We start from the raw sequence: 26,165 nt of genomic DNA, 5'->3' as shown, positions 1-26,165 counted from the left end.
GGGGACATCCTGACGTCTTGTCTGGAACGAATCCAGTCTTTCGGCTCGAGATTTGGACGACCCGATCGGTTGTCCGCTGTGGGCGCAACCACATCTTTCCCCGACGCTCGCTGCGGTGATTACGCTGCAAACGTGTAATCAAAGCGCACCGGGAGGTTGCCATGCACGGACACCGTTTCGCCGACATGCCCCCGGGCCCGGGCTTCGGCCGGGGCCGCGGGCGCGGACCGCGGGGGCGGGGCCAGGACGTCCCACCCCCGGTCGACCGGGCGGAGGTCGCCGGCTGGTTCGCCGGGCGGTTGCCCGACGACTGGTTCACCGGTCCCGTCGAGCTGACCGTCGACCGCGACGAGATCACCGTCGTCGGCACCCTGGCGGAGCCGGAGCCCGGTGAGGGCGACGCCGCGGCCGCCCGCGCCGGCCGCATCGAGCGGTTCCGCGAGGAGACCCGCGGCCGCCGGATGGCCATCGCCGACGCCGCGCAGGAGCGCTACGGCCGCTCGGTGGCCTGGGGCGCGACCTGCGGGGACACCCACCAGCTCTTCACCCACGCGTCCGTGCCGGTCATGACGCGCCTCCGCCAGCCCGAGCGGCTGGTGCTCGACACCCTGGTCGACGCCGGCGTGGCACGGTCACGGTCGGAGGCGCTGGTCTGGGCGGTGCGCCTGGTGGGCCGGCACGCCGACGACTGGCTGACCGAGCTGCGCGAGGCGATGGCGTCCGTCGAGGAGGTCCGCGGCCGGGGCCCGCAGTAGCAAGGGGGACACTGGGCGGCGTGCCAGCCAGCGCCGCCCGTCCCCCAGCCACTGACGTCCTCGTGGTGGGTGCCGGTCCGGCCGGGGCCGCGGCTGCGGCGTGGGCGGCCCGGGCCGGCTCCGACGTCGTCCTCGCCGACGCCGCCGTCTTCCCGCGGGACAAGACCTGCGGTGACGGGCTGACGCCGCGGGCCATCGCCGAGCTGGACCAGCTCGGCCTGGGGGAGTGGGCGCGGTCGAAGACCCGCAACCGCGGCCTCCGGGCCGCCGGGTTCGGCCGGGAGTGGCAGCTGCCGTGGCCCGGTGGGGCGTTCCCCGACCACGGCAGCGCCGTGCCCCGCACCGAGCTGGACGCCCGCATCCGGCAGGTCGCGGTCGACGCCGGGGCGGTGCCGGTCGACGGCGCCCGGGCCGTGGACGTGGACCGCGACGGCGACCGCGTGCGCGCGGTGGTGTTCGAGGACGCCGACGGCGTGACGAGCACGATCGGCTGCCGGCGGCTGGTCGTGGCCGACGGCGTCCGCTCGCCGCTGGGCCGCCTGCTGGGCCGGGAGTGGCACCGGGACACCGCCTACGGCGTGGCGGCCCGCAGCTATGTGCGTTCGGGTCGCAGCGACGACGAGTGGATCAGCTCGCACCTGGAGCTGCGCGGCACCGAGGGGGAGCTGCTCTCGGGGTACGGCTGGGTGTTCCCGCTGGGCCGGGAGGCCGGCGAGGTCAACCTGGGCGTGGGCACGCTGGCGACCGCCCGCCGGCCGGCCGGGGTGCAGCTCAAGGCGCTGCTGGAGTTCTACGCGGAGACCCGGCGGGCGGAGTGGCGGCTGGACGGCCCGGTCCGGGACGTGACCTCCGCGCTGCTGCCGATGGGTGGGGCGGTGTCCGGTGTCGCCGGCCGCAACTGGGCGCTGGTCGGTGACGCGGCCGGCTGCGTCAACCCGCTCAACGGCGAGGGGATCGACTACGGGCTGGAGACCGGCCGGATGCTCGCCGGGTTGCTGGCCGAGGACGACTGGGCCGCGGCGTGGCCGGCGACGCTGCGGCGGCACTACGGCGAGGCGTTCTCCATCGCGCGTCGCCTGGCCGGCTTGCTCACCGTGCCCCGCTTCCTGCCCCTGGCCGGCCCGGTCGGCATGCGCTCCCGCCCGCTGATGACCGTGGCCCTGCGGGTGATGGGCAACCTCGTCTCCGACGAGGACCGCGACCTCGTGGCCAGGGCCTGGCGAGCCGCAGGAAAGCTGTCGGTCAAGCTGGACGACCGCCCACCCTTCTCCTGACCCGAGCGGCGTCAGCCGGTCCGGGCGAGCGGGGGCCCGGAGGGTCCCCCGAGCCCGGACGTGACGCGGCACGGGAAGGGAACCCGCGGCGAAGCCGCGTCGTGCCGAGTGGGGCCCGGAGGGTCCCGCGCAGGCGCGAATCAGCGGCTCAACGCAGGCCGGGTGGGCACCTGGCCGCGGTGTCTGACCGGAGGTCAGAGGAAAGGACTCGAGTACACCGCGAAGTACACCGCGATGTAGTGGCAGATCGCCGCGACGACGGTCATGGCGTGGAAGACCTCGTGGTAGCCGAAGGTGCCCGGCCACGGGTTGGGCTTCTTGATGCCGTAGGCGATCCCGCCCAGCGTGTACAGGGCGCCGCCGACGGCGAGCAGCACCATCGAGGCGACCCCGGCGATGTGCAGGATGTCGGTGAGCACGAAGACGGCGACCCAGCCGAGCCCGATGTACAGCGGGACGCCCACCCAGCGCGGCGCCGTCGGCCAGGTCAGCTTCAGCGTGACGCCGGCCAGGGCGCCGGCCCACACGCCGGCGAGCACCCAGTAGCCGGTGGGCTGGTCGACGGCGAGCAGGGCGAACGGCGTGTAGGTGCCGGCGATGAAGAGGAAGATCATCGAGTGGTCGAGCCGCTTCATCACCTTCCAGCCGCGGGGTGACCAGCGCCGCCGGTGGTAGAGGGCGCTGATGCCGAAGAGGCCGCAGATGGTGAGGCAGTAGACGGCCACCGACCAGCCGGCGCGGGCGCCCTGGACGAAGGCCAGCGGGATGAGCACCGCGCCGGCGACGACCGCGCCGAAGAAGGCGAACAGGTGGATCCAGCCCCGCGCCCGCGGGCGGGTGTCGGGGTGCTCCCAGTCGCGGTCGGCGACGTACCCGGCGTCCCACGCCTGCTCGACCCGTTCCCCTTCCGCGGCGACGGTGGCCGCCGCCTGACCGGCGGGCGCTTCGAGCACCGCGCCGTCGGCCTCCACGCGGACGGGGGCGCGGTCGGAGGGGGGGACGCTCATGCTCCGAGGCTACGGAGGCAGGGTTTCGGCGTCATCCGCGGCGGCCTGTGAGCTTGCTGCCACCGCTCTCGTGCCACGGTCGGGCGCGGTCCCGGCCGATGGGTGGCGGGGGGCTTAGGGTGACCGCCGTGGGGGTGCGTCGACGGGTCCGTGACGCGCTCATCCAGGTGTACGAGCGGCGGTTGGCGCGGGCTCTGGTCGGCGCGGACGTGCCGCGGCACGTGGGCGTGATCATGGACGGCAACCGGCGGTGGGCGCGCGCCATTGGCCTGGAGGACGTGGCGCACGGGCACCGCCGCGGTGCGGCCAAGATCGCCGACCTGCTGGGCTGGTGCGACGACGCCGGGGTGCAGGTGGTCACCCTTTTCATGCTGTCCACCGACAACCTGCGCCGGCCCGCGTCCGAGCTCGACGCGCTGCTGGCGATCATCGAGGACGTCGCCGTCGACCTGGCGCGGCCCCGGCGGCGCTGGCGGATCCGCAGCATGGGGGCCCGGGAGGTGCTGCCCGAGCGCACCGTCGCCGTCCTCGAGCAGGCCGAGCGCGACACCTGCGACCGGCCCGGGGCGACGGTCAACCTGGCGGTCGGCTACGGGGGGCGGCGGGAGATCGCCGACGCCGTGCGCTCGCTGCTCAGCGAGCACGCCGCCCGCGGCACCTCGCTGGAGGAGCTGGTGGAGGTGCTCGACGTCGAGCACATCGCCGAGCACCTCTACACGCGTGGTCAGCCCGACCCGGACCTGGTGATCCGCACGAGCGGGGAGCAGCGGATGTCCGGCTTCCTGCTGTGGCAGACGGCGAACGCCGAGTTCCACTTCACCGACGTCTACTGGCCGGACTTCCGCCGCATCGACTTCCTGCGCGCGCTGCGCGACTACTCGGCCCGGCACCGCCGCTTCGGCGGGTGACGGCGGCTGCGAGACTGGCCGCCATGATCGCGGGAGCCCTCGACGTCGCCCTGGAGTACGTGCGGCTCGGGCTGCGCTTCGACCGCGTGGAGGCCGGCTTCGTCGACGCCTACACCGGGGACCCCCGGCTGCGGGCGCAGGTCCTGGACGAGCCCGCGCCCACCCCGCGCCAGCTGCGCGACCGCGCCCGGGAGCTGCTGCGCGAGCTGGACGCCGCCGAGCTGCCGGCCGATCGCACCGCCTTCCTGCGCGGCCAGCTCACCGGCCTGGAGTGCAGCGCGCGGAAGATGAGCGGCGAGCCGGTCGGCTTCGTCGAGGAGGTGCGGGCGTACTTCCAGGTCGACGTCGAGCTGGGCGACGAGGGCGAGTACGCCGCCGCCCACGCGGAGCTGGACCGCCTGCTGCCCGGTGAGGGCACGCTGGCCGACCGCTACGCCGCCCACCGGCGCCGCGAGGAGTGCCCGCCGGACCGGCTCGAGCCCGCGGTGCAGGCGTTGTCGAGCGCCCTGCGCGACCGGGTGCGCGGGCAGTACGGGCTGCCCGAGGCGGAGACCGTCCGGTACGAGGTGGTCACCGACAAGCCGTGGTCGGGCTTCAACTACTACGAGGGCGGCTACCGGTCCCGGGTCGCGATCAACGCCGACCTGCCGCACCGGCTCTCCCAGCTCACCCACCTGGTGGCGCACGAGTCCTACCCGGGGCACCACACCGAGCACTGCCGCAAGGAGCAGGGGCTGGTCGGGCGGACCGGCCGGGTGGAGCACACCGTGTTCCTGGTGAACACCCCCGAGTGCCTGATGGCCGAGGGGCTGGCCGACCTCGGCGTCCCGGCGGCGATCGGGGAGGGCTGGGGCGCCTGGTCCGAGGAGATCCTCGGTGACCTCGGGCTGCGGTTCGACGGCGCGCTGGCCGAGCGGATCGCGGCCGCGGCCGCGCCGCTCAACCGGGTCCGGCAGGACGCCGCGGTGCTGCTGCACGACCGGGGTGCCGACGCCGACGAGGTGGCGGCCTACCTGCAGCGCTGGGCGCTGGTCAGCCCGGAGCGCGCGCGGCAGCAGATCCGCTTCCTCACCGACCCGCTGTGGCGGGCCTACATCTCCACCTACGTCGAGGGGTTCGACCTCCTCACGCGGTGGCTCGACGCCCGCCCGGCGGGGCAGCCGGTCGCCGACCGCTTCGTCCGCCTGCTCGACGAGCCGCTGACCCCGCAGCGGATCGCCGCCGAGCTCCCGGCCGCCTGACCCGTGGCCGCCCGCACCCCGGCGCAGGCCCGGTTCCTCGGCCTCTGGACCGCGGGCTGGCTGGCGCTGCTGCTCGTGCCGGCGGTGGTCCTGTTCGGCGACCCCGCGGTGCAGTGGCCGGTGCTGCTCGTCCCGGTGCTGTGGGCGCTGGTGGCCCTGCGCCCGCGCCGCGCGGCGCGGTCCGGCCGGGTGGCGGACGACGGGTGGGACGACGACGGGCGCTGGGACGACGACGCGCGGTGGGACGACGACGCGCGGTGGGACGAGGGGGAGCCGGACCGGTGGCCGCCGCCGTCGGAGCGCACCGACACCGTCGAGCGCCCCGCCGTGCGCCGGCGCTCCGACGGGCCCGACGCCCGCTGGTGACGGCGCGGGGCTGACGCCCTCGGCGAAACCGGTGGAAGCTGTCGGTGGACCGGTGGATGCTGTCGCGCGTGATCCACGCCCGCGGTCTGGCCCGCACGTTCCGCAAGCGGAAGCAGGAGGTCCACGCCGTCGTCGGGGTCGACCTCGACGTCGCGGCCGGTGAGATCGTCGGCTTCCTCGGCCCGAACGGTGCCGGCAAGACGACGACCCTGCGGATGCTCACGACGCTGCTCGAGCCCACGGCGGGGACGGCCACGGTGGCCGGCTGCGACCTGCGGACCGACCCGGTCGGGGTGCGCCGCCGCATCGGCTACGTCTCCCAGAGCGGCTCCACGGCCCCGGAGGCGCGGGCCGGCGAGGAGGTGGTCGACCACGCCCGGCTCTACGGCATGAGCACCGCCGAGGCCACCGAGCGCGGCCGGCAGCTGTTCGCCGAGCTCGACCTCGACGGGCTCTGGGAGCGGCAGCCCAAGGCCATGTCGGGCGGCCAGCGCCGCCGGCTGGACATCGCGGTGGGGCTCATCCACGTGCCGGAGCTGGTCTTCCTCGACGAGCCGACCACCGGGCTGGACCCGCAGGCGCGGGCGAACCTGTGGGAGCACATCCGCGGGCTGCGCGAGGACCGCGGCACCACGGTCTTCCTCACCACCCACTACCTCGACGAGGCCGACGCCCTCTGCGACCGGATCATGGTCATCGACCACGGCGCGATCGTCGCCGAGGGCACCCCCGACCAGCTGAAGTCCCAGGTGGGCGGCGACGTGCTCACCGTGACGGGGGAGCGGCCCGACCAGCTCGGCGAGGTGGCCCGCCTGGTCGGGGCGCTGCCTGGCGCCGAACCGCCGCAGCTGCTCGCCGACCGGGTCGTCGGCCGGGTCCCGCACGGTGGCCGCGCGCTGGTGGAGCTGGTGCGCGCGCTGGACGCCGCGGACGTCGCCGTGAGCGGGATCGAGAGCCGCCGGCCCAGCCTGGACGACGTCTTCCTCGGCCTGACCGGCCGGTCGCTGCGCGAGTCCGGGGCCGCCCCGGCCGAGGTCGAGGCGGTGGCGGCGCGATGAGGACCCTCCTGCGCGACACCGGCACCGTGTTCGCCCGCGCGATGCGCATGTCGCTGCGCAACCCCGCCTGGCTGGTGATCAGCCTGATGCAGCCGATCCTCTACATCGTGCTGTTCGGGCCGCTGCTCGAACCGCTGGCCGAGCAGCTGGGCCCGGGCGACGCCTACCAGATCTTCGTACCGGGCATCCTGGTGCAGCTGGGCATGTTCGGTGCTCTGTTCGTCGGCTTCGGGCTCATCGCCGAGTGGCGGGCCGGGGTCATCGAGAGCCAGCGGGTGACCCCGGCCAGCCGCACGGCGCTGCTGCTGGGCCGGGTGCTGCGCGACGTCGTCGTGCTGCTCACGCAGGGCGTCCTGCTGGTACTCGTCGCGATCCCGCTCGGGCTGCGGGCCCCGGTGGCCGGGGTGGCCCTGACCCTGCTCATCGTGGCGCTGCTGGGGGCCGCGCTGGCCGCGGTCTCCTACGCGCTGGCGCTGACGCTCAAGAGCGAGGACGCGTTCGCGCCGCTGCTCAACGCGGTGGTGTTCCCCGTGGTGCTGCTCTCGGGGATCCTGCTGCCGATGACGCTGGCCCCGGGCTGGCTGCAGACCCTCAGCGACGTGAACCCGTTCAAGCACGTCGTCGAGGCCGCGCGCGAGTTCTTCATCGGCGGCTACGGCACCGCGACCGCCTGGTGGGGCGTGGCCCTGACCGTGCTGCTGGCGGTGCTCGGCTGGCTGTTCGGCGTGCGCCGGTTCCGCCGCGAGTCCAGCTGACGCAGGGCCCGCGGGCTGGTTCCCGGCGCCCGCGGGCCCGCGCCGGGAACCAGCCCACCTGCTGGGGCAGGTGTGACCGGCGGTACCCCGTCGGGTGAACTTCAGGTTGCGGGGCGCGGTGCGGGCGCGCTCCTGTCGGTGGTCGGGCCTAGCGTCGGTGGTGGACGTCGAGCTGCCCTCGGCGTCCACGGGAGGCCCGGTTGGTGCGACTGCGTTCGTCGTCCAGAGGGGCCGGTACCCGGCCCCTGAGCCGGGGCCCGGTCACCTTCGAGCAGGGGTCCGCCACGCGCGCGTGGCGCCGCCCCACGGGAGCCGACTCGTGATGACTCGCCGCACCTTCGTCCTCGACACCTCCGTCCTGCTCTCCGACCCCGGGGCGCTGCTGCGCTTCGGCGACGCCGACGTGGTGCTGCCGCTCGTCGTCATCGGGGAGCTGGAGGACAAGCGCAACCACCCCGAGCTGGGCTGGTTCGCCCGTCAGACGCTGCGCATCCTCGACGACCTGCGGGTGGCCCACGGCCGGTTGGACGCGCCGGTCCCGGTCGGGGAGAGCGGGGGCACGCTGCACGTCGAGCTCAACCACAGCGACCCGTCGGTGCTGCCGGCCGGCTTCCGCAACGACAGCAACGACAGCCGCATCATGGTGGTCGCGCTGAACCTGCGCGCCGAGGGCCGGGACGTCTGCCTGGTCACCAAGGACGTCCCGCTGCGGGTCAAGGCGGCGGCGGTCGGCCTGGAGACCGACGAGTACCGCGTGCTCGACGCCGTGGACGCCGGGTGGACGGGGATGACCGAGCTCTCCCTCGACGACCCCGAGCTCGACGAGCTCTACGAGACCGGCGAGGCCTTCCTGCCGGTCGCGGCCGAGCTGCCGACCCACACCGGGCTGGTCCTGCTCTCCTCCCGCGGCTCCGCGCTGGGCCGGGTCCTGCCGGACAAGCGGGTGCGGCTGGTCCGCGGTGACCGCGAGGCCTTCGGGCTGCACGGGCGCTCGGCCGAGCAGCGGGTGGCGCTGGACCTGCTGCTGGACCCGGAGATCGGGATCGTCTCGCTCGGTGGCCGCGCGGGCACCGGCAAGTCGGCGCTCGCGCTGTGCGCCGGGCTGGAGTCGGTGATGGAGCGGCGGGCGCACAAGAAGGTGGTCATCTTCCGGCCGCTGTACGCCGTCGGCGGGCAGGAGCTCGGTTACCTGCCGGGCAGCGAGGGCGAGAAGATGTCGCCCTGGGCGCAGGCGGTGTACGACACCCTCGGCGCGCTGGTCTCCAAGGACGTGCTCGACGAGATCGCCGCCCGCGACCTCATCGAGGTGCTGCCGCTGACCCACATCCGCGGGCGCTCGCTGCACGACTCGTTCGTGATCGTCGACGAGGCGCAGTCGCTGGAGCGCGGCGTCCTGCTCACCGTGCTGTCCCGCTTGGGCAGCAACTCGCGGGTCGTGCTCACCCACGACGTCGCCCAGCGCGACAACCTGCGGGTCGGCCGGCACGACGGCGTCACCGCGGTCATCGAGAAGCTCAAGGGCCACGTGCTGTTCGCGCACGTGACCCTCACCCGGTCCGAGCGCTCACCGATCGCCGCGCTGGTGACCGAGATGCTCGAGGACCTGCCGCTCTGACCCCACCGCTCTGACCCCACCGCTCCCGGGGTGCTCCTCGTGTCCCGCGGGTCCTGCAGGACCCTGCGTTCGCGAGGAACACCCCGGGAGCGGTCCGGGCGCGAGCCGCGGGGCTGAGGGTGCGGCTCACCGCCGGCGTGCGCCTGCGCGCTCCCGGGCGCGCCGCACCTTTGCCGCGAGCCGGTGCGGCGCGGCCAGCTCGGCCCACACCCAGCGCACGACGTCCCAACCCTCGTCGCGGGTGGCGTCCTCCCGGCGCTTCTCGGCGAACACCACCTCACCGGGCTCCTGCCCCGGGCGCAGCAGCCGCCCGTACTTCACCCGGCCGTCGAACTCGCCCACCAGCCGGACGTCCTCCCAAGCGAAGTCGGTCCGCGCCACGAGCGCTCCGCCGGCCTTGCGGATCTCGTGCTGGATCGCCGTGGGCGCAGCCCCCACCGCTGCAGGATCACGCGGCTGCGGCTCTCGCCCACGCTCTCGCTCCGCCCGTCGGCAGCGGAGACCACGCGTGCCGCATGCCGGGCACCGGGGCGCCCGGCGACGTCGAAGAGCCGCGCGTGCACCGCGTCGTGCGAGAGCAGCCGTGCGTGCAGCGCTGCGTCCAGTGCGACCACGGCGACCTCGTGCGGCAGCGATCGGGCGAGGTCGAGGGCCGTGCGGACCGGGTCGGTGACCGCGACGCCGTCCACCTCGACCACCTCGTCGTCGCGGAGACGGGCGACGTGGCAGCAGAGCACCGCGCTGCGGTCGTGCGAGGACCCGGGCGCCCGCGTGACGTGCACCCGGTCCAGCGGCACGTCCCACAGCGGCAGCCCGTGCAGGACGGCGGCCGACTGGTGACTGACAACGGCGGGCCGGCGCAGCCCGGCCAGCGTGGCCTGCAGGAGCAAGCGGTGGCGGGCCGCCGGGGCGGTGGGCAGCGGGCCGTCGACGTACGCGCCCCGGCGCAACCTCTTCAGCCCGCCGCTGCGCAGGGCGCGGGCCAGCTCGTCGTCGGACCACCCGCCGGCGACGGCGTCACGGCGCAGCAGGAGCGGGCTGAGGGGTTCCGGGAGCTCGGGCACGGGTCGACGGTCGGCCACCGCGCGTGGTCGCGGGAAGGACGGGGTCGATCCGTGGACGGGGCCGCCGGGTGTGGATGACGGCAGGTCCCCGGGCCTCGTGGCCTGCGGGTCCTGCAGGACACCCCGAGCGCGAGCAGCACCCGGGGAAGAGGCCGCGGGGGTCAGCCGGCGTCGGCCGGTTCCGGCTCCTCCGCCTGCCGGGCCGCGGGGCGCCGCCCGTTCTTGGGTGCGGGCTTCGGCGGTGCCGCGACGGCGCGCACCAGCGCCACCACGACCCAGCCGGCGAGCAGGCACCACGGCAGCCGGCCCACCACCTCGTCGGTGGTGAAGTCCCCGCGCAGCCCGAGCGCGAGCACGGGCAGGGCCAGCACGAACCCGACGAGCAGGACGTCCCAGCGGAACGGGCTCATGCCTGCGGGCTGTCCAGGCGCTCGCAGAGCAGCGAGGCCCAGCGGTGCGGGGTCGCCCGGACGCCGTCGAGGAGGGCCACGGGCACCGTGAGCCGCTGCAGCACGGCGGCCGGGTCGGCGCTGAGGTCGGTGTCCTGGACGACGAGGGCGTCGACGCGGGCCAGGCCGTCGAGCCAGAGCTCGAGGTCCTCGGGCTTGCGGGTCGCTTCCACGACGGCCCACACCGCGACCGGCGACCAGATCGCCAGCATCTGCGACATCCAGTAGGCGTCGCTGCGGAGCGGGGCGTCGACGGCGACGACGGTCAGCGTGCCCGCCTCGGTCGCTTCCTGCCGCCGGTCGATGGCGGCGTCGATCGTGGTCATCCGGCTGCCCTTGGGGGCCAGGCCGGCGAGGTCGCCGCGGGTCGCCCACTGCACGCGGTCGGGGTCCAGCCGCAGTGAGGCGGCCAGCCCGCGGGCGGCGCGGAGCGTCTCGACACCCGGGCCGACCACGAACAGCACGTCGCCGGCGCCGGTGGGCAGCGGCGGTGCCTCGGGCAGCCGCCCGGTCAGCGCCCGGGTGAGTGCCGCATAGGTGCCGTCGGCCTCGATGCGCTCGACGACGTCGTCACCGAGCAGCTCGCGCGGCACGCCGAGCTCGACCAGCCGGGCGAGGACCTCGCGCGCCGTGGCGGGCGGAGCGGTGGGCCGCGGCGCGCGCGCCGGTGCGACCGGGACGTCGGCGTCGTCGTCGAGCTCGTGCATGGCCGGGTGGTCGTCGCCGGCCATGAGAGGGGCCACGGGCAGGCGGGTGACGGTCGCCAAGGTGAGGGGCGCCTGGGCCGCGGGCGCGGCCGGCGTGGTGGGAGTGGGCTCCTCCTCCGGCGCGGGGGCGACCTCGTCGCGCGGGCCCGGGCGCGCGGGCCGCGACGGCGGGACCGGCGGGCGGCCCGACGACGGGGGCACCGGCGGCAGCCCGCGACCGCGGGCACCGGCCAGCGGCGGGAGCAGCGAGACCCGCGGCATGACGGTGGTGGCGTCCAGCGACATGCCCAGCGGAGCCGGGTCGCTGGCGGTCCGGGCGAGCAGCGGGGCGGCTTCCGCCACCGTCTGCTCGACGTCCGGCGCCTCGGCCACGGTGTCCTCGGCCACGATGTCCTGGGCGACGGTCTCCTCGACGACGGTCTCCTCGACGACGGTCTCCTCGACGACGGTCTCCTCGACGACGGTCTCCTCGACGACCGGTGCCTCGGCCACGTTCACCTCGGCGGACGTCTCCTCGGCGAGCGTCTCCGTGGTCACCGCCTCGATGACCGAGGGCAGCTCGGTGGACGGCTGGCCCGCGTCCTCGAGGGCCGGCTCCGCGTCGACCATGGCCTCGGCGGCCGGCTGCACCGCCTCCGCCGCGGTGGCCAGGACGTCCTCGGCCGGTGCTGCGTCGTCGGCGACCGGCGCGGGAGCCGCGAGCACGTCGGCCCAGATCGGCGCGTCGGGGGCGGACGGGGGAGCGAGCACGGGCTCCCCCCACAGCGTGGTCGCGCCGGTGGCGGTGCCCCACCCGAGCTCAGCGGGCGCCGGCGCGGGGGCGGCCGGGGTGTCGAACAGCGCGAAGGACGTCTCGACCACCGGCTCCACGACAGGAGAGGCAGCCTGCGGAACGGGCCCCACCGGCTGCGCCGTGACAGGGCCGAAGAGCGGATCGGCGGTCAGGGAAGCCGGGCGGGGTTCGTCGCGGACCGGCTCGTCGAACACGGCGATCGGCTCGTCGGGCACCGCGATCGGGGCGGCCGGCTGGTCGAACACGGCGATCGGCTCGTCGAACACCGCGATCGGGGCGGCCGGCTCGTCGAGGACCGCGATCGGCTCGTCGAACACGGCGATCGGCTCGTCGGGCACCGCGATCGGGGCGGCCGCCTCGTCGAGAACCGCGATCGGCACGTCGGACAGCACGGCCGGCTCGGCCAGCGCCTCTCGCGGGGAGTCCCCGGCCAGCATCTTGCGCAGGATGCCGGCGAGCGCCTCGTCGGAGTGGCCGAGGGCCAAGGCGTCCCGCAGCGCCTCGGCGATCTCCTCCTGGCGCGCGGACGGCGCCGGTGCGGCAGCCTCCGGCGGGGCCGCCCAGGTGGGCAGCTCCTCGGCGTCGGTCGTGGTCGTGGTGGGCGGCGCCGCGGCCTGGTCCTTCACCGTGGTCTCCTCCTGGTGCACGGCCTGGGACCGCTTCGACGGATGTGCTGAACGGATGGCCGCGGCCAGCGACGGCCGGGACGCCGGGGCGGGCGTGAGCGGGTCAGGGTCCGGCGCGGCCGGGAGGTGCTCCGCCGGCTGGGCCAGCGCGTGGTCGACGGCCTGGCGCACGTCACGGTCCCCCGAGACCATGCGGGCCAGCGCTGCGGTGAACGGCGACGGCGCGTCGGCGTCGGCCGTCGGCGCGACGGGGACGGTGGCGTGCGGGCGCGGGGCGTGCGCGGGCTCGCGCGTCGCCTTGGGGAAGGTCGCGCGGGCCGGCGTCGGCCGCCCGAAGGCGGGGGAGGGCGCCGCCGCGGCGGACGGGCCGCCACCCAGCAGGCCGGCCAGCTCGTCGATCCGCTCGTCGTCCCGGGCCGGGCGTGCGGCGGGCGCCGCCGACCAGGACGGCGCGGCCACGGGGTCGGCGGCCGCCGGCCGGGGGTGGACCCGCCGGGCCACCGGCTCGGCCGCCGCAGCCGGGCGGGCGGCCTCCGCGGCCCAGGCGGCGGCACCGTTGCGGGCGGGCGCCGTCGTCCGGGCGCGCGCGGGGGCGGCCGCGGCCAGCGGAGAGTCGTAGGCGGCGACCGGGGTGGCCAGGACCCGACCGGTCGACGGTGACGGGGCGCCGGGACGCGTGAACTGGTCGGGCGCCACCTCGGCGATGTAGCGCTCGGTGGCGAAGAAGCCCAGGACGCCGCCCGAGCGGACCCGGCGCACCCCGACGACGCGGGCGTGCGGCCCGAACTGTTCGCGCGCAGCCGCGATCGCGTCGTCGCGCGAGGCGGCCTCAACGGATCGCAACGGCACCGCTCACCACTCCCAGCGACTCGATCTGGGCCGTCCGGGACACCTCCGCGTAGGAGATGACCGGCAGCCGGGGCAGGATCTGGCGCATCAGCCGCGCGAGCGCCGCGCGGACCTGAGGCGAGCAGACGAGGACGGGGGACAGGCCCTGCCGCTCGGCGTCCTCCAGCATGCCGCTGCAGCCGTGCACGAGGGCGTCCACCGCGCCGGCGTCGAGGGCCAGGACGGCGCCCATCTCGGTCTGGCGGACCGACTCGAGCAGGCGCTGCTCGAACCCCGGATCCAGCGTGAACACGTGCAGGCGCTCGTCCGGGGTGACGTAGGGCTGGCTGATCGCCGAGCCCAGCGCCGTCCGGGCCGCCTCGACGAGTCCGTCGAGGTCGGTGGAGTGCTTGGCACGCACAGAGAGTGCCTCGAAGATGCGGACGAGGTCCCGGATCGACACGCCCTCGGCCAGCAACGCGTGCAACACGCGTTGCACCTCTCCCAGGGTGAGCAGGGCGGGCGTCAGCTCCTCGACGACGACCGGGTGCGTGCGGCGCACCATCTCCACGAGGAGGCGGACGTCCTCGCGCCCCAGTAGGTCGGCGGCGTTCTGCCGGACGACCTCGGCCAGGTGCGTGGTGATGACCGAGGACCGGTCGACGACGGTCGCGCCGGCCATCTCGGCGGCCCGCTGCAGCTCGGCGGGCACCCACTTGGCGGCCAGCCCGAACACCGGCTCGTGGGTGGGCTTGCCGGGCAGCCCGTCCAGCGCGTCGCCGATGGCCAGGACGGTGCCGACGGGGGAGCTGCCCTTGGCGACGGGCACGCCGTTGAGCCAGATGACGTACTGCGAGGAGGGCAGGTCGAGGTTGTCGCGGGTGCGCACCAGCGGGATGACCAGGCCGGTCTCCATGGCGACCTTCCGCCGCAGCGCCTTGACCCGGTCCAGCAGGTCACCGCCGCGGGCGGTGTCGACGAGGTCGACCAGGTCGAACGCCACCTCGAGCTCGAGCGGGTCGACGCGCATCCTCTCGGCGATCGCCTCGGGCGAGTCGGGGGCGGGCTCCAGCTCGGCGGCGGCCGCGGCGGCCTCGGCGTCCTCGTCGACCTCCTCCGGCTCGGTCATGCGACTGGCCATGAACAGGAAGAGCACACCGACGAGGAGGAAGGGCAGCTTGGGCAGGCCGGGGATCAGGCAGAGCGCCAGGGCCGCGCCACCGGCGATGCGGACCGGCTGCCTGAACCGCCCCAGCTGGGCGATCAGGTCGGTGCCCATGTCGCCGTCGCTGGCCGAGCGCGTGACGATGATGCCGGTCGCGGTGGACATCAGCAGGGCCGGGATCATCGACACCAGCCCGTCGCCGACGGTCAGCAGCGAGTAGGTGCTCACCGCCTCGGCCGGGGCCAGCCCACGCTGCATCATGCCGATGGCGAAGCCGCCGACGAGGTTCACCAGCGTGACGACGATGCCGGCGATGGCGTCGCCCTTGACGAACTTCGAGGCACCGTCCATCGAGCCGTAGAAGTCGGCCTCGGCGGTGACCTCGTGCCGCCGCTTGCGGGCCTGCGCCTCGTTGATCAGGCCGGCGTTGAGGTCGGCGTCGATCGCCATCTGCTTGCCGGGCATGGCGTCGAGGGTGAAGCGGGCGCCGACCTCGGCGACGCGGCCTGCGCCGTTGGTGATGACGACGAACTGCACGATCGTGAGGATCAGGAAGATGACCAGGCCGACGATCAGCGAGCCACCGATGACGATGTGGCCGAAGGCCTCGATCACCTTGCCGGCGTAGCCGTCGGTGAGCACCAGCCGTGTCGAGGAGACGTTGAGCGCCAGGCGGAAGAGCGTCGCGATGAGCAGCAGCGACGGGAAGACGGCGAAGTCCAGCGGCCGCTTGATCTGCATCGCGACCAGCAGCACCAGCAGCGAGATCGCCAGGTTCAGCCCGATGAGCATGTCCATCAGGGCGGCGGGCAGCGGCACCACCAGCATGAGCACGATGGCGACGACGCCGATCGGGACGGCGGCCTTGCCCAGGCCTTTCACTCGCCCGCTCCGGGCTCGCACGAGGGACGCTGGCTCACCCCTCCCTCATCGGCAGCCGGGCGACGGGCCGGTACCTGCGCGCCGCGGCCGGGCTCGACCGGCCCCGCGGCGTCGTCCTCCCTCACCGCAGCGCGTCCTCCCTCACCTCCCACCGTGAGGGAGGACGCGCGATGATCAGGGCAGCTGATCGTGGCGCTGCGGGGGGCCCTTCCTCAGGCGGCGACGGGGGGACGGCGGCGGCCGGCCTTGGGCAGGTCCGTGATGTCGGGTGCCTCGAACCCGGGACGGTGGAAGCCTCCGCGCACGCCCCGCGCCCCCAGGTGCATGACGAAGGCCAGCACGCGGGCGACGGCGGTGAACAGCTGCGGCGGCACCTCCTGGCCGAGCTCGCAGGAGGCGTGCAGCGCCCGGGCGAGGGGGATGTCCTGCACCAGCGGCACCCGCGCCTCGGCGGCCCGCTCGCGCAGCTTGGTCGCGACCTCGCCGGCACCCTTGGCGACCACCCGCGGCGCGCCCTGGGCGGCGTCGTACTTCAGCGCGACGGCGACGTGGGTGGGGTTGACCAGCAGGACGTCGGCGTCGGCCACCTCGGCCATCATCCGGTTCCGCGACATCGCCATCTGCACGCCGCGGCGGTGCGCCTTCATGTACGGGTCGCCCTCGGCCTGCTTGTGCTCCTGCTTGATCTCGTACTTGCTCATCTTCAGCTGCTTCATCATCTTCTTCCGCACGACGAGGTAGTCGGCGACGGCGAGGACGAGGCCGGTGACCGCGACGACGCGGAACATCAGCACGGCCGAGTCGGTGAAGGTGGCCGCGACGGCCGAGAGCGGCAGCGAGCCCGCGGAGGAGACCAGCGTCTGGGCCCGCTCGCTGGTGACGATGACGACCGTGCCCAAGGCCACCGTCTTGATCAGCGCCTTCGACACCTCCCACAGGCCCTGGGTGCCGAACATGCGCTTGAACGCCGGCAGCGGGTTGAACTTCTTCAGCTTGGGCTGCATCGGCTTGGTCGTCGGGTGCACCCCGCCCTGGGCGGCGGAGGACACCAGGCCCACCAGCATCAGCGCGATCGCCGTCGGCAGCAGCGTGGTGAGGAAGGCGACCAGCGCCGTGCCGAGCAGCGCGGTGACGCTGCTGACCTGCGGGTCGTCGGCCACCGTCCCGACGTGCACGAACAGCTGCCGCACCGCGTCGAACGCGCTGCCCACCAGCACCGGCAGCAGGAAGCTGGCCGCCGCGACGCCGAGCCACGTCCCCAGCTCCTGCGTCCGGGGGATCTGCCCCTCGGTGCGCGCCTTCTTCAGGCGCTGGGGAGTGGGTGCCTCGGTCTTCTCACCACCCGGTCCGTCCTTGGCCATGCGTCACCCCCTCAGCCGCTGCGCAGCGAGGTCATGGCCCGGGCACCGTGCTCGAGCAGCGTGTCCAGCGCCGGCGGGAGCAGCGGGAAGGTCAGCCCGAGCATCGCCAGGGTGAGCATGATCTTCACCGGGAAGCCGAGGGAGAAGACGTTGAGCGCGGGCGCGGCGCGGCTGAGCAGGGCCAGGGCCACGTCGGCGAGCAGCAGCACCGCCACCATCGGCCCGGCGATCTGCAGCGCGGCCAGGAACATCATCGAGAACGCGGTGATGAGCACCGACGCGATCTGGTCGGTGGGCACCTCGCCGCCCACCGGCAGCCCCTCGTAGGAGGTCGCGAACCCCTTGACCATCAGCAGGTGCCCGCCGCTGGTGAACAGCAGCGTCGTCGCCAGCAGGTAGTGCAGCTTGCCCAGGGAGCTGTTCTGGGTCATGGCCATCGGGTCGTAGCCCGGCTGCAGCGAGAAGCCGCCGGCGAGGTCGAGGACGTCGCCGGCCATCTGCACCGCGGTGAAGAGCACCTGGACGACGAAGCCGAGCGCCGCGCCGATGACGACCTCGGTGACGGCGGTGACCAGCAGGAAGCCCGCCGTCGGCTCGGGCAGCGTGGGCGCGATCTGGGTGGAGAGCAGCACCGCCAGGGCGAGGGCGAGAGCACCCTTGACCGGCCCGGGGATCACCCGCGAGTTGAACGGCGGGGCGAGCAGGACGAAACCGGCGGCCCGCGCCGTGCCGAGGAGCAGGGCCGCGAGCGTGACCGCCGGGACCGAGAGGTCCACGCGGCTACGTCCGGTCGAGCAGTGCCGGGAGCTGGTCGAAGAGGGTGTGGGTGAAGCTGACCAGCTCGGAGAGCACCCAGTTCCCGGTCACCAGCATCGCGATCGCGACGGCGATCATCTTCGGGACGAAGGAGAGCGTGGCCTCCTGGATCTGGGTGGCCGCCTGGAACAGCGAGATCAGGAAGCCGACCAGCAGCGCGGTCAGCAGGATGGGGGCGGCGACCTTGGCGGCGACCATCATGGTCTGCGCGGCGATCTCGGTGACGTCGGCGTCGCTCACTAGCCCGCCCCTCCGTAGGAACCCACCAGCGCGGTGGTGATCAGCGCCCAGCCGTCGACGACGACGAAGAGCAGCAGCTTGAAGGGCAGCGACACGATGGTCGGCGGGACCATCATCATGCCGAGCGCCATGAGCGAGGCGCTGACGAGCATGTCCAGCACCAGGAACGGGATGAAGATGACCAGCCCGATGATGAAGGCGCTCTTGAGCTCGGAGAGCACGAACGCCGGGATCAGCGTGGTCATGCTGACCTGCGTCGCGTCCGCCGGGGCCTCCTCGCCGGAGAGCCCGATCATCAGCTTGAGCTCGTCCTGGCGGGTGTTGTCCAGGAGGAACTCGCGCAGCGGCACGACGCCGGCGTCGTAGGCCTGCGACACCGACATCGCGCCGTCCATGTAGGGCTGGACGGCGACCTCGTTGATGTCGGAGAACACCGGGCCCATCACGAAGAGCGTGAGGAACAGGGCGATGCCGGTGAGCACCTGGTTCGGCGGCGACGTCGCCATGCCCAGCGCGTTCCGGGTCAGCCCCAGCACCACGATGATCTTGGTGAACGAGGTGGCCAGCAGCAGCACCGACGGCGCCACCGACAGCACGGTGATCGCCAGGATCAGGGTGATGGAGTTGCTCGGCGAGCCGTTGCCGATGGAGATGTCCACGGCCCCGCCGACCTCGGGGGCGGTCGGTGCCGTCGGCGCGGTGGGTGCCGTCGGAGCGGCCCCGGCCGGGCCGGCGAGGACGACGGCGGCCACGGTGGCGGCCAGCAGGGCGAGCAGCACGACGAGCGCGCGGCCCCGCTGGGCACCCGCATGGGTCCGGCGCACGGCGGCGGTCATGACCGGCGGACCGTGCGCTCGCGCAGCTCGTCCACGAGCGTGCCCCAGCTGTTCCGGTCCAGGACCGAGCCGGCGAGCACGCCGTCGGGGGCGGGCCGGGCGGCCGGGACCGCCGGCGTCCCGTCGGACGCCTCGCCGGCGGGCCGCGGTCGCGCGGGGGAGCGCTCGGCGAGGGCGGCGTCGACCGCCTCGCCGTCGACCTCCGCCAGCAGGGTGACCTGCTCCTCGGTGGCGCCGATGACCAGGACGACGTCGGCGACGCGCACCACGTTGACCGTGCTGGCGCGGCCCAGGCGCTGGCGGGCGACCACCTGGATGACGCCGTTGCCCTGGCCCAGGCCCTTCTTCTTCGCCAGCCGGGCGGCGAACCACAGCACGCCGCCGATGAGCGCCAGCGACAGGAAGAGCCGGATGATCATCCACGTCATGAGGCCGCGGCCCCCAGCTCGGCGGCGTCTGTGACGATCTCGCTGATCCGCAGCCCGAAGTCCTCGTCGACGACGACGACCTCGCCGCGGGCGATGAGCGTGCCGTTGACCAGCAGGTCGGCGGGGGCGCTGGCGGCGCGGTCGAGCTCGACGACCTCGCCCGGGTGGAGCGAGAGCAGCTCCTGCACCGTCATGCGGGTGCGGCCGATCTCGACGGTGACCTCCATGGCCACGTGGCGCAGGAGCTCGAGGCTGCCCCGCTGCTCGCGCGCCGCGGGCAGGGTGACCTGCAGGGCGAGGGTGGCCTGGTGCTCGCCGTCGCCCACGAGCGGGACCGCGACGAACATGCCCTTGTCGCGCAGGCCGTCGAGGGCGGCGACCGGCTCCTCGGTGCGCTCCGAGGCGACCCGCACGCGGCCGAGCGCGGCGGCGGCCGCCTCCAGCGCGGGGCGCAGCGCGGCCGAGACGTCCATGTGCCCGACGGGGGAGTTCTGCAGCGCGTCGACGACGTCGCCGGAGACGACCAGCACGACGTCGCCGGAGACCTCGCCGGACAGGCCGGCGGTGACCGCGAGCGCGGCGGCCGGCGGCAGCGGGACCGTGTCGGGGTCGCTGACGGGGGCACCGGCGCTCAGCGCCGTGGTCGAGGGGACCAGGGCCGCGGCGGCGCGGGCGGCCGCGGCGACGACCGCCGTGACGGTCTGGGAGTCCTGCGAGTCGGTGCGGGGCGCGGTCATGCGGAGTCCTTCGCGGCGTGCGGGGTGGGGACGATCGAGGCGGCCAGGCGACGCCGGTGGTTGCTGGCGATGGCGTAGGCGAAGGTCACGTCGTTGGTGGTGACCTCCAGGGGGCTGTCCCGCGGGTGGCGGAGCAGCAGCACGTCGTCGACGGCGAGGGAGAGCAGGTCGGAGGAGGAGACGGTGAGCGGGGAGAACCGCACGCTCACGTCCACCGGCACCAAGTTCAGCCGGTCGATCAGCGCCTCGCGGGCCCGCTGGCGCTTGCGCAGCGCGGACTCCGAGAGCTGCGGGGAGGCGGCGTTGTTCAGCGCCTGGGCGAAGGACGAGAACGGCAGCACGACCGTCGCCTCGCCCTCGCGGTTGCCCACCTGCATCGCGAAGCTCGCGACCATCACCGTGTCCGAGCCGGCCGCGGCCTGGGCGAGCTGGGGGTTGTACTCCCGCCCGACGAGCACCGGCTGGATGGCGGTCACCGGTGCCAGCGAGACGGCGAACTCGTCGAGGAGCCGGTCCAGCAGGTGGTTGGTGATGGTGGTCTCCATCGCCGTCATCGGCCGGTTCGGCTGGGCGGCGGCCCCGGAGCCGCCGAGCATGTGGTCGACCATCGCCATGGCGATGTCCAGCGGGAAGGCCAGCAGGCCCTTCCCGGCCAGCGGCTCCAGCGAGAAGGTCGAGATGAAGCTGGGGTCGGGCAGCGTGCCGACGTAGTCGTCGTAGGAGAACTGCTCGATGCCGCCGAGCTCCAGGCGGGCGCCGGCGCGCAGGAAGGTCGTGAGGATCGTCGTCGCCTGGCGGGCGAAGTTCTCCTGGGCGATCTGCATGACCCGCACGTGCTCGCGGGACAGCTTCGTCGGCCGGCGGAAGTCGTAGGTGCGCGGCGCCCCGCGGCGGCTGCGGCCGGTCGGGGCCGCGACGGCGGGAGCCGCGGCGGCGGGGGCCGGAGCCGGGGCCGGGGCGGCGGCCGGGGCCGGTCCGGTCTCGGGGGTGGTCACGCATCCCCTCATCGGCGGGGACCGGGGGCACCCTGACCGGGCGCCGAGGGCCCACCGTGCCGGCCGGGGGGCGTGTGACGGGTGGTGCGGGAGGAGCGCAGCAGGGGTGCCCTCCGTGATCGGAGGGCACCCCTGCGTGGACGGAGCGTCAGGCGCTACTGGGTGACGTACTCCGTGTAGTAGATGCCCATGACCGTCTGGACACCGTCGAGGGTGTAGGCCTCGATGATCTTCTGCTCCAGCGACTCCTTCAGCGCCTCCCGGGCGTTGGTGACGTCGGCCGGGTTGGCCTGCGAGAAGGTGGAGATGATCGCGTCGTAGGCCTTGGCGCCGTCGACACCGCCCGCGCCGTGGCCGCCGGCCGCGGCCTCGACCGTGTAGTCCAGCGTGATCCCGATCTTCAGGTAGCCACCACCGGCGAGGTTGACCGCGATGGGCTCCAGCGCGGTGTAGCCGCCGTGCTCGGGCGCCGCCGCCTCCGCCTCGCCGGACCCGGCGAAGAGGAAGAAGTAGGCGGCACCGGCGCCGGCGAGCAGCACCAGGGCCAGCGCCAGGAACAGCTTGCCCTTGCCGCCCTTGCCCTCGGTCTCCTCACCGTCGGCGGGCGCGGTCTTGTCCTTCTTGCTCATTCGGTCACTCCTCGGTGGGCGGCGTCGAGGCCGGGCAGGAGGGCGTTGGCCTCCGCCGACGCGGTGGACAGGACGACGACGTCGACCCGTCGGTTGACGGTGAGTGCGGAGGGGTCGGACTCGGGCACCAGCGGCCGGGTCGAGGAGTAGCCGACGGCCGACAGGCGCGGCTGCGGTACCCCCTCCCCGGCCAGGTACCGGACGACCGTGGTCGCGCGGGTGGCCGAGAGCTCCCAGTTCGACGGCCACGGGCCGCCGGCGGTGACCGGGAGGTGGTTGGCGTGTCCCTCGACGCCGAGCTGGTTGGGCAGCTCGGTCAGGCTGGGCGCGACGGCGCCCAGGATCGCCCGCCCCTCCGGCCGGAGCACGGCCTCCTCGGCGTCGAAGAGCACCTCGTCGGCCACGATGTGCACGACCAGGCCCCGCTCGTCGATCTCGAAGCGGGCCGCGCCGGCGTACCCGGCCGCGGTGAGCGCCGCGTCGATCCGGTCGCGGGCTCGGGCCAGCTCGTCGTAGGCGGCCTGTGCCTCGCCGGCGACGCGCTCGGCCCGCTCCGCGGCGGCCTGTGCGGCGGCCTTGTCCACCTCGGCCTGCTGCACGGTCGGGTCCGTCGGGATCGCCGAGGCGATGTCGATGACGCCGGGCAGCCCGTCCAGGACGGAGCCCTCCGGGGTCGGGCCGGGCTGCACGGTGATCGGGCCGCCGAAGCTCTCGGCCATCCCCTTCGCCAGGGCGGCGAACTTCTGCTCGTCCACCTTGCTCATGGCGAAGAGCACCACGAACAGCACGAACAGCAGCGTCATCATGTCGAAGCCCGACACGAGCCACCGCTCGTGGTTCTCGTGCTCCTCGTGCTCCTCGTGCTTCTTGCCGCGGCGGCGGCCGTGCCCGCTGCTCACGAAGTCACGCCGCTTCCTTCGCCACCGAGCCCGGCGGCACGAGCGAGGTCAGCTTGAGCCGGACGGCGCGCGGGCTGGTGCCGGCCTGGATCTCGGCGATCCCCTCGACCAGCAGCTCCATCTGCGCGGCCTGCAGCTCGCTGACCCGGAGGATCTTGGCGCCCATCGGCAGGAACCAGAAGTTGGCGGCCATGACGCCCCACAGGGTGGCGATGAACGCCGCGGCGACCATGGGACCCAGCGTCTCCGGGTTGTTCAGGTTCCCCATGACGTTCATCAGGCCGACGATGCAGCCCAGGATGCCGATGGTCGGCGCGTAGCCGCCCATGTTGTTCATGAACTTGGCGGCGACCTTGTCCTCGGCCTTCTTGGCCGCGATCTCGCTCTCCAGGACGGCGCGCAGCTCCTCGGGGTCGGTGCCGTCGATGCCCATCTGCAGCCCGCGCTTGAGGAAGGGGTCCTCGATCTGCTTGACCTGCGCCTCGAGCGCGAGCAGGCCCTCCTTGCGGGCCTTCTCGGCGAGGCTGACCAGGGTCTGGATCTGGTCGGTCGGCGGCGGCACCTTCGCCGGCATCACGGCCATCTTGAACCAGTTGCCGACCTTCTTGAGGTCGTCCATCGTCTGGCTGGCCGCAGCCGCGCCGAAGGTGGCGACGACGACCAGGACGATCGCCGGCAGGAAGATCAGCGACGTCGGGTCGGCGCCCTCGAGGATCATGAAGACGACGAGGGCGATGATCGAGATGGTGAACCCGATCAGGGTGGCCGGATCCACGGGTCAGCGCTCCTCTCGGGTCGGGAAGGGCACGACGGACGAGTCGCCCACCGGCTGCCCCTGAACCTGCGGCCGGTAGGTGCCGCGGTCCATCTCGTAGGAGAGCGCGAGGATGCCCGCGCGGTACTCGCGGATCTCCTGCAGCACCTCGGCCACGCTCTCCCTGAGCAGGTACTTCGTGCCGTCGACGAGGAAGGCGACCGTGTCGGGGTGGCCCTCGACCTTCTCGATCAGGTCGGGGTTGAGCGCGAACTCGTCGCCGTTCAGGCGCGTCACTCGGATCACGGGTGGGTCCTCTTGCTCGGGGTGCCCGTGCATCGGGCGGGAACGGCACCTCTGTCATCGGCCCCGGCCGGGGCCTCCTTGAGCCGAAGGTGCTGGCGGGGGGCGTGTGACGGACGGCCCGGTCACCCATCCGGGTGACCGGGCCATCGGCGACGTGCTGGATCGGCCTGCCGCAGCGCGCCCGCTGCCACGCGGGTCGAGCCGCTCCAGCGACCGTCGAGCCGCGCCCTGGTGCGGCCCATCGGTCGGTGGTGCGGCTCGACCTCTCCGTCGTGTGCTCCAGCCGGTCCGGCCGTGTCTCCAGCGGGGAGCGCGCGAGGTCAGCAGGGCGCTCGGGTCACGCTGCTGCCGCACTCATCAGCGCTTGAGGTTCACCAGGTCCTGGAGGATCTCGTCGGAGGCCGTGATCACGCGGCTGTTGGCCTGGAAGCCGCGCTGGGCGACGATCAGGCTGGTGAACTCCTCGGAGAGGTCGACGTTGGACATCTCCAGGGCACCGGACACCAGCTGCCCGCGCCCCCCGGCGCCGGCGACGCCGATCATCGCCACCCCGGAGTTGTCGCCGACGCGGAACGAGGAGTTGCCGGCCTTCTCCAGCCCGCTGGGGTTGTTGAAGGCGGCCATGGCCAGCTGGCCGAGCGGCTGGCGCAGCCCGTTGGAGTAGACGCCGGTGATCGTGCCGTCGTTGGAGAGCGAGAACGACTGCAGCGAGCCCAGGGCGAAGCCGTCCTGCTCCGGGGCGGTGACCTCGCTGGAGCCGGCGAACTGGGTGATCGCGCCCCCGCCGAGGGCCACCGACACCGGGCCGGGCCAGCTGGCGCCGCCGGGCAGGAAGGAGATGGCGCCGGCCGGTGCGGTCATCACGCCGTTCACGTCGAACTGGACGGCCATGGCCTCGACCGGCAGGCCGCCGCCGTCGACCAGGGGCGTGCCGTCCGCGGCGCTGAACTGCTTCGGGTCGCCCGCGGCGTCCCGCACCACGAGGCTCCACTCGTTGTCGGCGGTCTTGGTGAACGTGTAGGTCATCGGCTGCTCGACGCCCTGGGCGTCGTACATCGTCGTCGGGGTCTGCACGAACGCGCCGACCGGCGAGGCGGCGTTGAGGTTGCCCTGGAGCTGGCCGGCGGTGGTGGCGCGCGGGTTGACGATCTGGCCGTAGGGCACGGTCAGGGCGCGGATCGGGCCGTTGGGGTTGATCGTGCCGTCGGCCTCGGCGACCCAGCCCTGCAGGACGCTGCCGTCCGGGGTCACCAGCCGGCCGCTGGCGTCGAAGTCGAACGAGCCCGCGCGGGTGAACAGCTGCTCGCCGCCGGGCCCGCTGGTCACGAAGAAGCCGTCGCCCTCGATCATGAAGTCGGTCGAGCGGCCGGTCGACTGCGCGGCGCCGTTGGTCCAGTTGGTGGTGACGGCGGCGAGCTTGACGCCCAGGCCGATCTGCGCCGGGTTCGTGCCGCCGCGGTCCTCGGCGGGGGCGCCGCCGGCGCGCACGATCTGCGAGAGCGTGTCCTGGAAGACGGTGGAGCTGCTCTTGAAGCCGACGGTGTTGACGTTGGCGATGTTGTTGCCGGTGACGTCCATCTTGGTCTGGTGGGCACGCAGGCCGGAGATGGCGGAGAACATGGAGCGGAGCATCGGGGGATCTCCTCCGGGTGGGGGGCGGGGCTGGGGGAGCGCGGGTCGGCGCGGGGTCTCGGAGGCGTCAGCCGACGTGGGTGATCCGGCCCACGGGCACGGAGACGCCGCCGATCGTGGCCTCGGCCTCGGCCTTGTCGGTGGCCAGGCGGACGGAGGTGACGACGCCGGTCCTCGCGGCGCCGGACGGGTCGGTGTAGGTGACGGCCTGGCCGACCATCGCCCCGGCGCTGCTGGAGCGCTGCAGGGCCAGCATCGAGGCGTTCTGCTTGGCGATCACCTCGAGCTTCTCCACCTGGCTGAAGGTCGCCGTCTGCGCCATCAGCTGGTTGGTGTCGGCCGGGTTGCCCGGGTCCTGGTACTTCATCTGCGCGACCAGCAGCTTGAGGAAGGTGTCCTTCCCCATCTGGTCGCCGCGGTCGACGGAGGTCGTCGCGGAATAGGTCGCGGCCGTACCCGTGGCACCGCTCACCGCGTCCGGCATGTGGGCTCCTCGCTCTCAGACGCGCACGTCCACGCCGGACGACGTGGATCGGTTCTGGGGGGCAGCACGCCCCTCTCCGCTATCGGCAGGCCGGCCACCCGGTCGTGACCACCCGGCGGCCTGGTCCTGCGCGCCGCCCCGGTTCCCGGTGCCCTGCCCGGCCTGCTGCTCGGCGGCGTGCCGGGACAGCCAGGAGCCGCCCGCGTCGGCGTCCACCTCGACCCGCGACGGGCTGAGCCCGGCGGCCTCGAGGTCACGGCGCAGCTCGGGGAGGGCCTCCAGCAGGGCCGCGCGGCCGAGCTCGTGCGCGCCGCGCAGGGTCAGGTCGAGGACGCCCTCGGCGACGGTGACCTGCAGCTGCACCGGGCCGAGGGTCTCGGGGGTGAGCACCAGCGTCATCGTGTGCGACCCGGCGCCGGCGTCACCGAGGAGGGCGACCTGCTGGAAGAGCTGCCCGGAGACCGGCAGGGCGGCACCGGTGCCGGTGGCCGGCGGGCCCGGGACGGCCGGCGCGGCCGGGGCGGTCGGGGTGCCCGCCGCTGCCGACGGCGAGCC

The 26,165-nt window shown here is 74.1% G+C and carries 28 protein-coding genes; 8 read left to right on the top strand and 20 right to left on the bottom strand.

Annotated elements, in window-relative coordinates; genetic code table 11:
• Positions 1-161: 161 nt before the first annotated feature.
• A complete protein-coding gene (locus tag E9529_RS11115; protein WP_304505625.1) occupies positions 162-755 on the top strand; it encodes a hypothetical protein in 594 nt (197 codons plus the stop codon).
• A 20-nt stretch (positions 756-775) separates the two neighbouring features.
• On the top strand, positions 776-2,029 hold the full coding sequence (locus E9529_RS11110) for a geranylgeranyl reductase family protein (protein WP_236831215.1): 1,254 nt from the start codon (positions 776-778) through the stop codon (positions 2,027-2,029).
• Positions 2,030-2,223: 194 nt separating this feature from the next.
• On the opposite strand, the gene E9529_RS11105 is transcribed toward E9529_RS11110, so the two are convergent.
• A complete protein-coding gene (locus tag E9529_RS11105) occupies positions 2,224-3,036 on the bottom strand; it encodes a hemolysin III family protein (RefSeq protein ID WP_236831214.1) in 813 nt (270 codons plus the stop codon).
• Positions 3,037-3,164: 128 nt separating this feature from the next.
• Here E9529_RS11105 and E9529_RS11100 point away from each other — a divergent pair, with 128 nt between their 5' ends.
• The 6 genes from E9529_RS11100 (at position 3,165) to E9529_RS11075 (ending at position 8,979) form a co-directional block, all read left to right on the top strand.
• Positions 3,165-3,944 carry an isoprenyl transferase gene (locus tag E9529_RS11100; RefSeq protein WP_236831213.1) on the top strand — a complete coding sequence of 260 codons (780 nt, stop codon included), beginning with the start codon at positions 3,165-3,167 and terminating at the stop codon, positions 3,942-3,944.
• A gap of 23 nt (positions 3,945-3,967) precedes the next feature.
• A complete protein-coding gene (locus E9529_RS11095) occupies positions 3,968-5,185 on the top strand; it encodes a DUF885 family protein (protein ID WP_236831212.1) in 1,218 nt (405 codons plus the stop codon).
• A gap of 3 nt (positions 5,186-5,188) precedes the next feature.
• A complete protein-coding gene (locus E9529_RS11090) occupies positions 5,189-5,551 on the top strand; it encodes a hypothetical protein (RefSeq protein WP_236831211.1) in 363 nt (120 codons plus the stop codon).
• A 56-nt stretch (positions 5,552-5,607) separates the two neighbouring features.
• Positions 5,608-6,609 carry an ATP-binding cassette domain-containing protein gene (locus E9529_RS11085; RefSeq protein ID WP_236831210.1) on the top strand — a complete coding sequence of 334 codons (1,002 nt, stop codon included), beginning with the start codon at positions 5,608-5,610 and terminating at the stop codon, positions 6,607-6,609.
• Positions 6,606-7,364, top strand: a complete 759-nt coding sequence (locus E9529_RS11080; RefSeq protein WP_236831209.1) for an ABC transporter permease — start codon at positions 6,606-6,608, stop codon at positions 7,362-7,364. Before E9529_RS11085 ends, E9529_RS11080 begins: the two co-directional genes overlap by 4 nt.
• Before the next feature lie 322 nt (positions 7,365-7,686).
• Positions 7,687-8,979 (top strand): PhoH family protein, encoded by a 1,293-nt coding sequence (locus E9529_RS11075; RefSeq protein WP_236831208.1) that lies wholly within the window; start codon positions 7,687-7,689, stop codon positions 8,977-8,979.
• A gap of 126 nt (positions 8,980-9,105) precedes the next feature.
• Here the strand turns inward: E9529_RS11075 and E9529_RS11070 are convergent, their stop codons facing one another.
• The 19 genes from E9529_RS11070 to E9529_RS10980 all read right to left on the bottom strand — a co-directional run.
• Positions 9,106-9,321 (bottom strand): hypothetical protein, encoded by a 216-nt coding sequence (locus E9529_RS11070; RefSeq protein ID WP_236831207.1) that lies wholly within the window; start codon positions 9,319-9,321, stop codon positions 9,106-9,108.
• Positions 9,297-10,043: a hypothetical protein gene (locus E9529_RS11065; RefSeq protein WP_236831206.1), complete on the bottom strand. Its 747-nt coding sequence runs from the start codon at positions 10,041-10,043 to the stop codon at positions 9,297-9,299. Before E9529_RS11065 ends, E9529_RS11070 begins: the two co-directional genes overlap by 25 nt.
• A gap of 161 nt (positions 10,044-10,204) precedes the next feature.
• The gene (locus tag E9529_RS11060) at positions 10,205-10,453 is read right to left on the bottom strand and encodes a hypothetical protein (protein ID WP_236831205.1); all 249 of its coding nucleotides are present in this window, start codon (positions 10,451-10,453) and stop codon (positions 10,205-10,207) included.
• Positions 10,450-13,467, bottom strand: coding sequence for a hypothetical protein (locus tag E9529_RS11055; RefSeq protein ID WP_236831204.1), 3,018 nt, complete (start codon positions 13,465-13,467; stop codon positions 10,450-10,452). Before E9529_RS11055 ends, E9529_RS11060 begins: the two co-directional genes overlap by 4 nt.
• Positions 13,448-15,493 (bottom strand): flagellar biosynthesis protein FlhA, encoded by a 2,046-nt coding sequence (gene flhA, locus E9529_RS11050; protein WP_236831203.1) that lies wholly within the window; start codon positions 15,491-15,493, stop codon positions 13,448-13,450. The genes E9529_RS11055 and flhA overlap by 20 nt, the downstream gene beginning before the upstream one ends.
• Before the next feature lie 212 nt (positions 15,494-15,705).
• Entirely contained in the window at positions 15,706-16,854 is a 1,149-nt protein-coding gene (locus E9529_RS11045; protein ID WP_236831202.1) for a flagellar biosynthesis protein FlhB, read from the bottom strand.
• A gap of 11 nt (positions 16,855-16,865) precedes the next feature.
• The gene (gene fliR, locus E9529_RS11040; protein ID WP_236831201.1) at positions 16,866-17,630 is read right to left on the bottom strand and encodes a flagellar biosynthetic protein FliR; all 765 of its coding nucleotides are present in this window, start codon (positions 17,628-17,630) and stop codon (positions 16,866-16,868) included.
• 4 nt (positions 17,631-17,634) lie between these two features.
• Positions 17,635-17,910 (bottom strand): flagellar biosynthesis protein FliQ, encoded by a 276-nt coding sequence (gene fliQ, locus E9529_RS11035; RefSeq protein ID WP_236831200.1) that lies wholly within the window; start codon positions 17,908-17,910, stop codon positions 17,635-17,637.
• A complete protein-coding gene (gene fliP, locus E9529_RS11030) occupies positions 17,910-18,746 on the bottom strand; it encodes a flagellar type III secretion system pore protein FliP (RefSeq protein WP_236831199.1) in 837 nt (278 codons plus the stop codon). The genes fliQ and fliP overlap by 1 nt, the downstream gene beginning before the upstream one ends.
• Positions 18,743-19,165: a flagellar biosynthetic protein FliO gene (locus E9529_RS11025; RefSeq protein WP_236831198.1), complete on the bottom strand. Its 423-nt coding sequence runs from the start codon at positions 19,163-19,165 to the stop codon at positions 18,743-18,745. The genes fliP and E9529_RS11025 overlap by 4 nt, the downstream gene beginning before the upstream one ends.
• 5 nt (positions 19,166-19,170) lie before the next feature.
• On the bottom strand, positions 19,171-19,911 hold the full coding sequence (fliN, locus tag E9529_RS11020; RefSeq protein WP_236831197.1) for a flagellar motor switch protein FliN: 741 nt from the start codon (positions 19,909-19,911) through the stop codon (positions 19,171-19,173).
• Entirely contained in the window at positions 19,908-20,906 is a 999-nt protein-coding gene (locus E9529_RS11015; RefSeq protein ID WP_236831196.1) for a flagellar motor switch protein FliM, read from the bottom strand. The genes fliN and E9529_RS11015 overlap by 4 nt, the downstream gene beginning before the upstream one ends.
• A gap of 155 nt (positions 20,907-21,061) precedes the next feature.
• On the bottom strand, positions 21,062-21,535 hold the full coding sequence (locus tag E9529_RS11010; protein WP_236831195.1) for a flagellar basal body-associated FliL family protein: 474 nt from the start codon (positions 21,533-21,535) through the stop codon (positions 21,062-21,064).
• Positions 21,532-22,434 carry a flagellar motor protein MotB gene (locus E9529_RS11005; protein WP_236831194.1) on the bottom strand — a complete coding sequence of 301 codons (903 nt, stop codon included), beginning with the start codon at positions 22,432-22,434 and terminating at the stop codon, positions 21,532-21,534. Before E9529_RS11005 ends, E9529_RS11010 begins: the two co-directional genes overlap by 4 nt.
• A 4-nt stretch (positions 22,435-22,438) precedes the next feature.
• Positions 22,439-23,209, bottom strand: a complete 771-nt coding sequence (locus tag E9529_RS11000; RefSeq protein WP_236831193.1) for a motility protein A — start codon at positions 23,207-23,209, stop codon at positions 22,439-22,441.
• A gap of 3 nt (positions 23,210-23,212) precedes the next feature.
• Complete coding sequence (locus tag E9529_RS10995) at positions 23,213-23,494, bottom strand: flagellar FlbD family protein (protein WP_236831192.1); 282 nt, start codon at positions 23,492-23,494, stop codon at positions 23,213-23,215.
• A 357-nt stretch (positions 23,495-23,851) separates the two neighbouring features.
• Positions 23,852-25,126 carry a flagellar hook protein FlgE gene (locus E9529_RS10990; protein WP_236831191.1) on the bottom strand — a complete coding sequence of 425 codons (1,275 nt, stop codon included), beginning with the start codon at positions 25,124-25,126 and terminating at the stop codon, positions 23,852-23,854.
• Between the two features lie 67 nt (positions 25,127-25,193).
• On the bottom strand, positions 25,194-25,610 hold the full coding sequence (locus E9529_RS10985) for a flagellar hook assembly protein FlgD (RefSeq protein WP_236831190.1): 417 nt from the start codon (positions 25,608-25,610) through the stop codon (positions 25,194-25,196).
• Between the two features lie 15 nt (positions 25,611-25,625).
• The coding region (locus tag E9529_RS10980; RefSeq protein WP_236831189.1) for a flagellar hook-length control protein FliK at positions 25,626-26,165 on the bottom strand (540 nt) is incomplete at its 5' end.

Origin of the sequence: Blastococcus sp. KM273128 (genome assembly GCF_021698975.1) — a bacterium.
GTDB lineage: Bacteria > Actinomycetota > Actinomycetes > Mycobacteriales > Geodermatophilaceae > Blastococcus.
The sequence above is the reverse complement of the archived record's forward strand: the minus strand, read 5'-3'. Positions and strand labels throughout refer to the sequence as shown.

Bases quoted from the DNA above. Each gene is read 5' to 3' on its own strand.
- E9529_RS11115 (WP_304505625.1), top strand. From the start codon at position 162: ATGCACGGACACCGTTTCGCCGACATGCCCCCGGGCCCGGGCTTCGGC.
- E9529_RS11105 (WP_236831214.1), bottom strand. From the start codon at position 3,036: ATGAGCGTCCCCCCCTCCGACCGCGCCCCCGTCCGCGTGGAGGCCGAC.
- E9529_RS11095 (WP_236831212.1), top strand. From the start codon at position 3,968: ATGATCGCGGGAGCCCTCGACGTCGCCCTGGAGTACGTGCGGCTCGGG.
- E9529_RS11085 (WP_236831210.1), top strand. From the start codon at position 5,608: ATGCTGTCGCGCGTGATCCACGCCCGCGGTCTGGCCCGCACGTTCCGC.
- E9529_RS11080 (WP_236831209.1), top strand. From the start codon at position 6,606: ATGAGGACCCTCCTGCGCGACACCGGCACCGTGTTCGCCCGCGCGATG.
- E9529_RS11075 (WP_236831208.1), top strand. From the start codon at position 7,687: ATGACTCGCCGCACCTTCGTCCTCGACACCTCCGTCCTGCTCTCCGAC.
- E9529_RS11060 (WP_236831205.1), bottom strand. From the start codon at position 10,453: ATGAGCCCGTTCCGCTGGGACGTCCTGCTCGTCGGGTTCGTGCTGGCC.
- E9529_RS11045 (WP_236831202.1), bottom strand. From the start codon at position 16,854: ATGGCCAAGGACGGACCGGGTGGTGAGAAGACCGAGGCACCCACTCCC.
- fliP (WP_236831199.1), bottom strand. From the start codon at position 18,746: ATGACCGCCGCCGTGCGCCGGACCCATGCGGGTGCCCAGCGGGGCCGC.
- E9529_RS11025 (WP_236831198.1), bottom strand. From the start codon at position 19,165: ATGATCATCCGGCTCTTCCTGTCGCTGGCGCTCATCGGCGGCGTGCTG.
- fliN (WP_236831197.1), bottom strand. From the start codon at position 19,911: ATGACCGCGCCCCGCACCGACTCGCAGGACTCCCAGACCGTCACGGCG.
- E9529_RS11010 (WP_236831195.1), bottom strand. From the start codon at position 21,535: ATGAGCAAGAAGGACAAGACCGCGCCCGCCGACGGTGAGGAGACCGAG.
- E9529_RS10990 (WP_236831191.1), bottom strand. From the start codon at position 25,126: ATGCTCCGCTCCATGTTCTCCGCCATCTCCGGCCTGCGTGCCCACCAG.
- E9529_RS10985 (WP_236831190.1), bottom strand. From the start codon at position 25,610: ATGCCGGACGCGGTGAGCGGTGCCACGGGTACGGCCGCGACCTATTCC.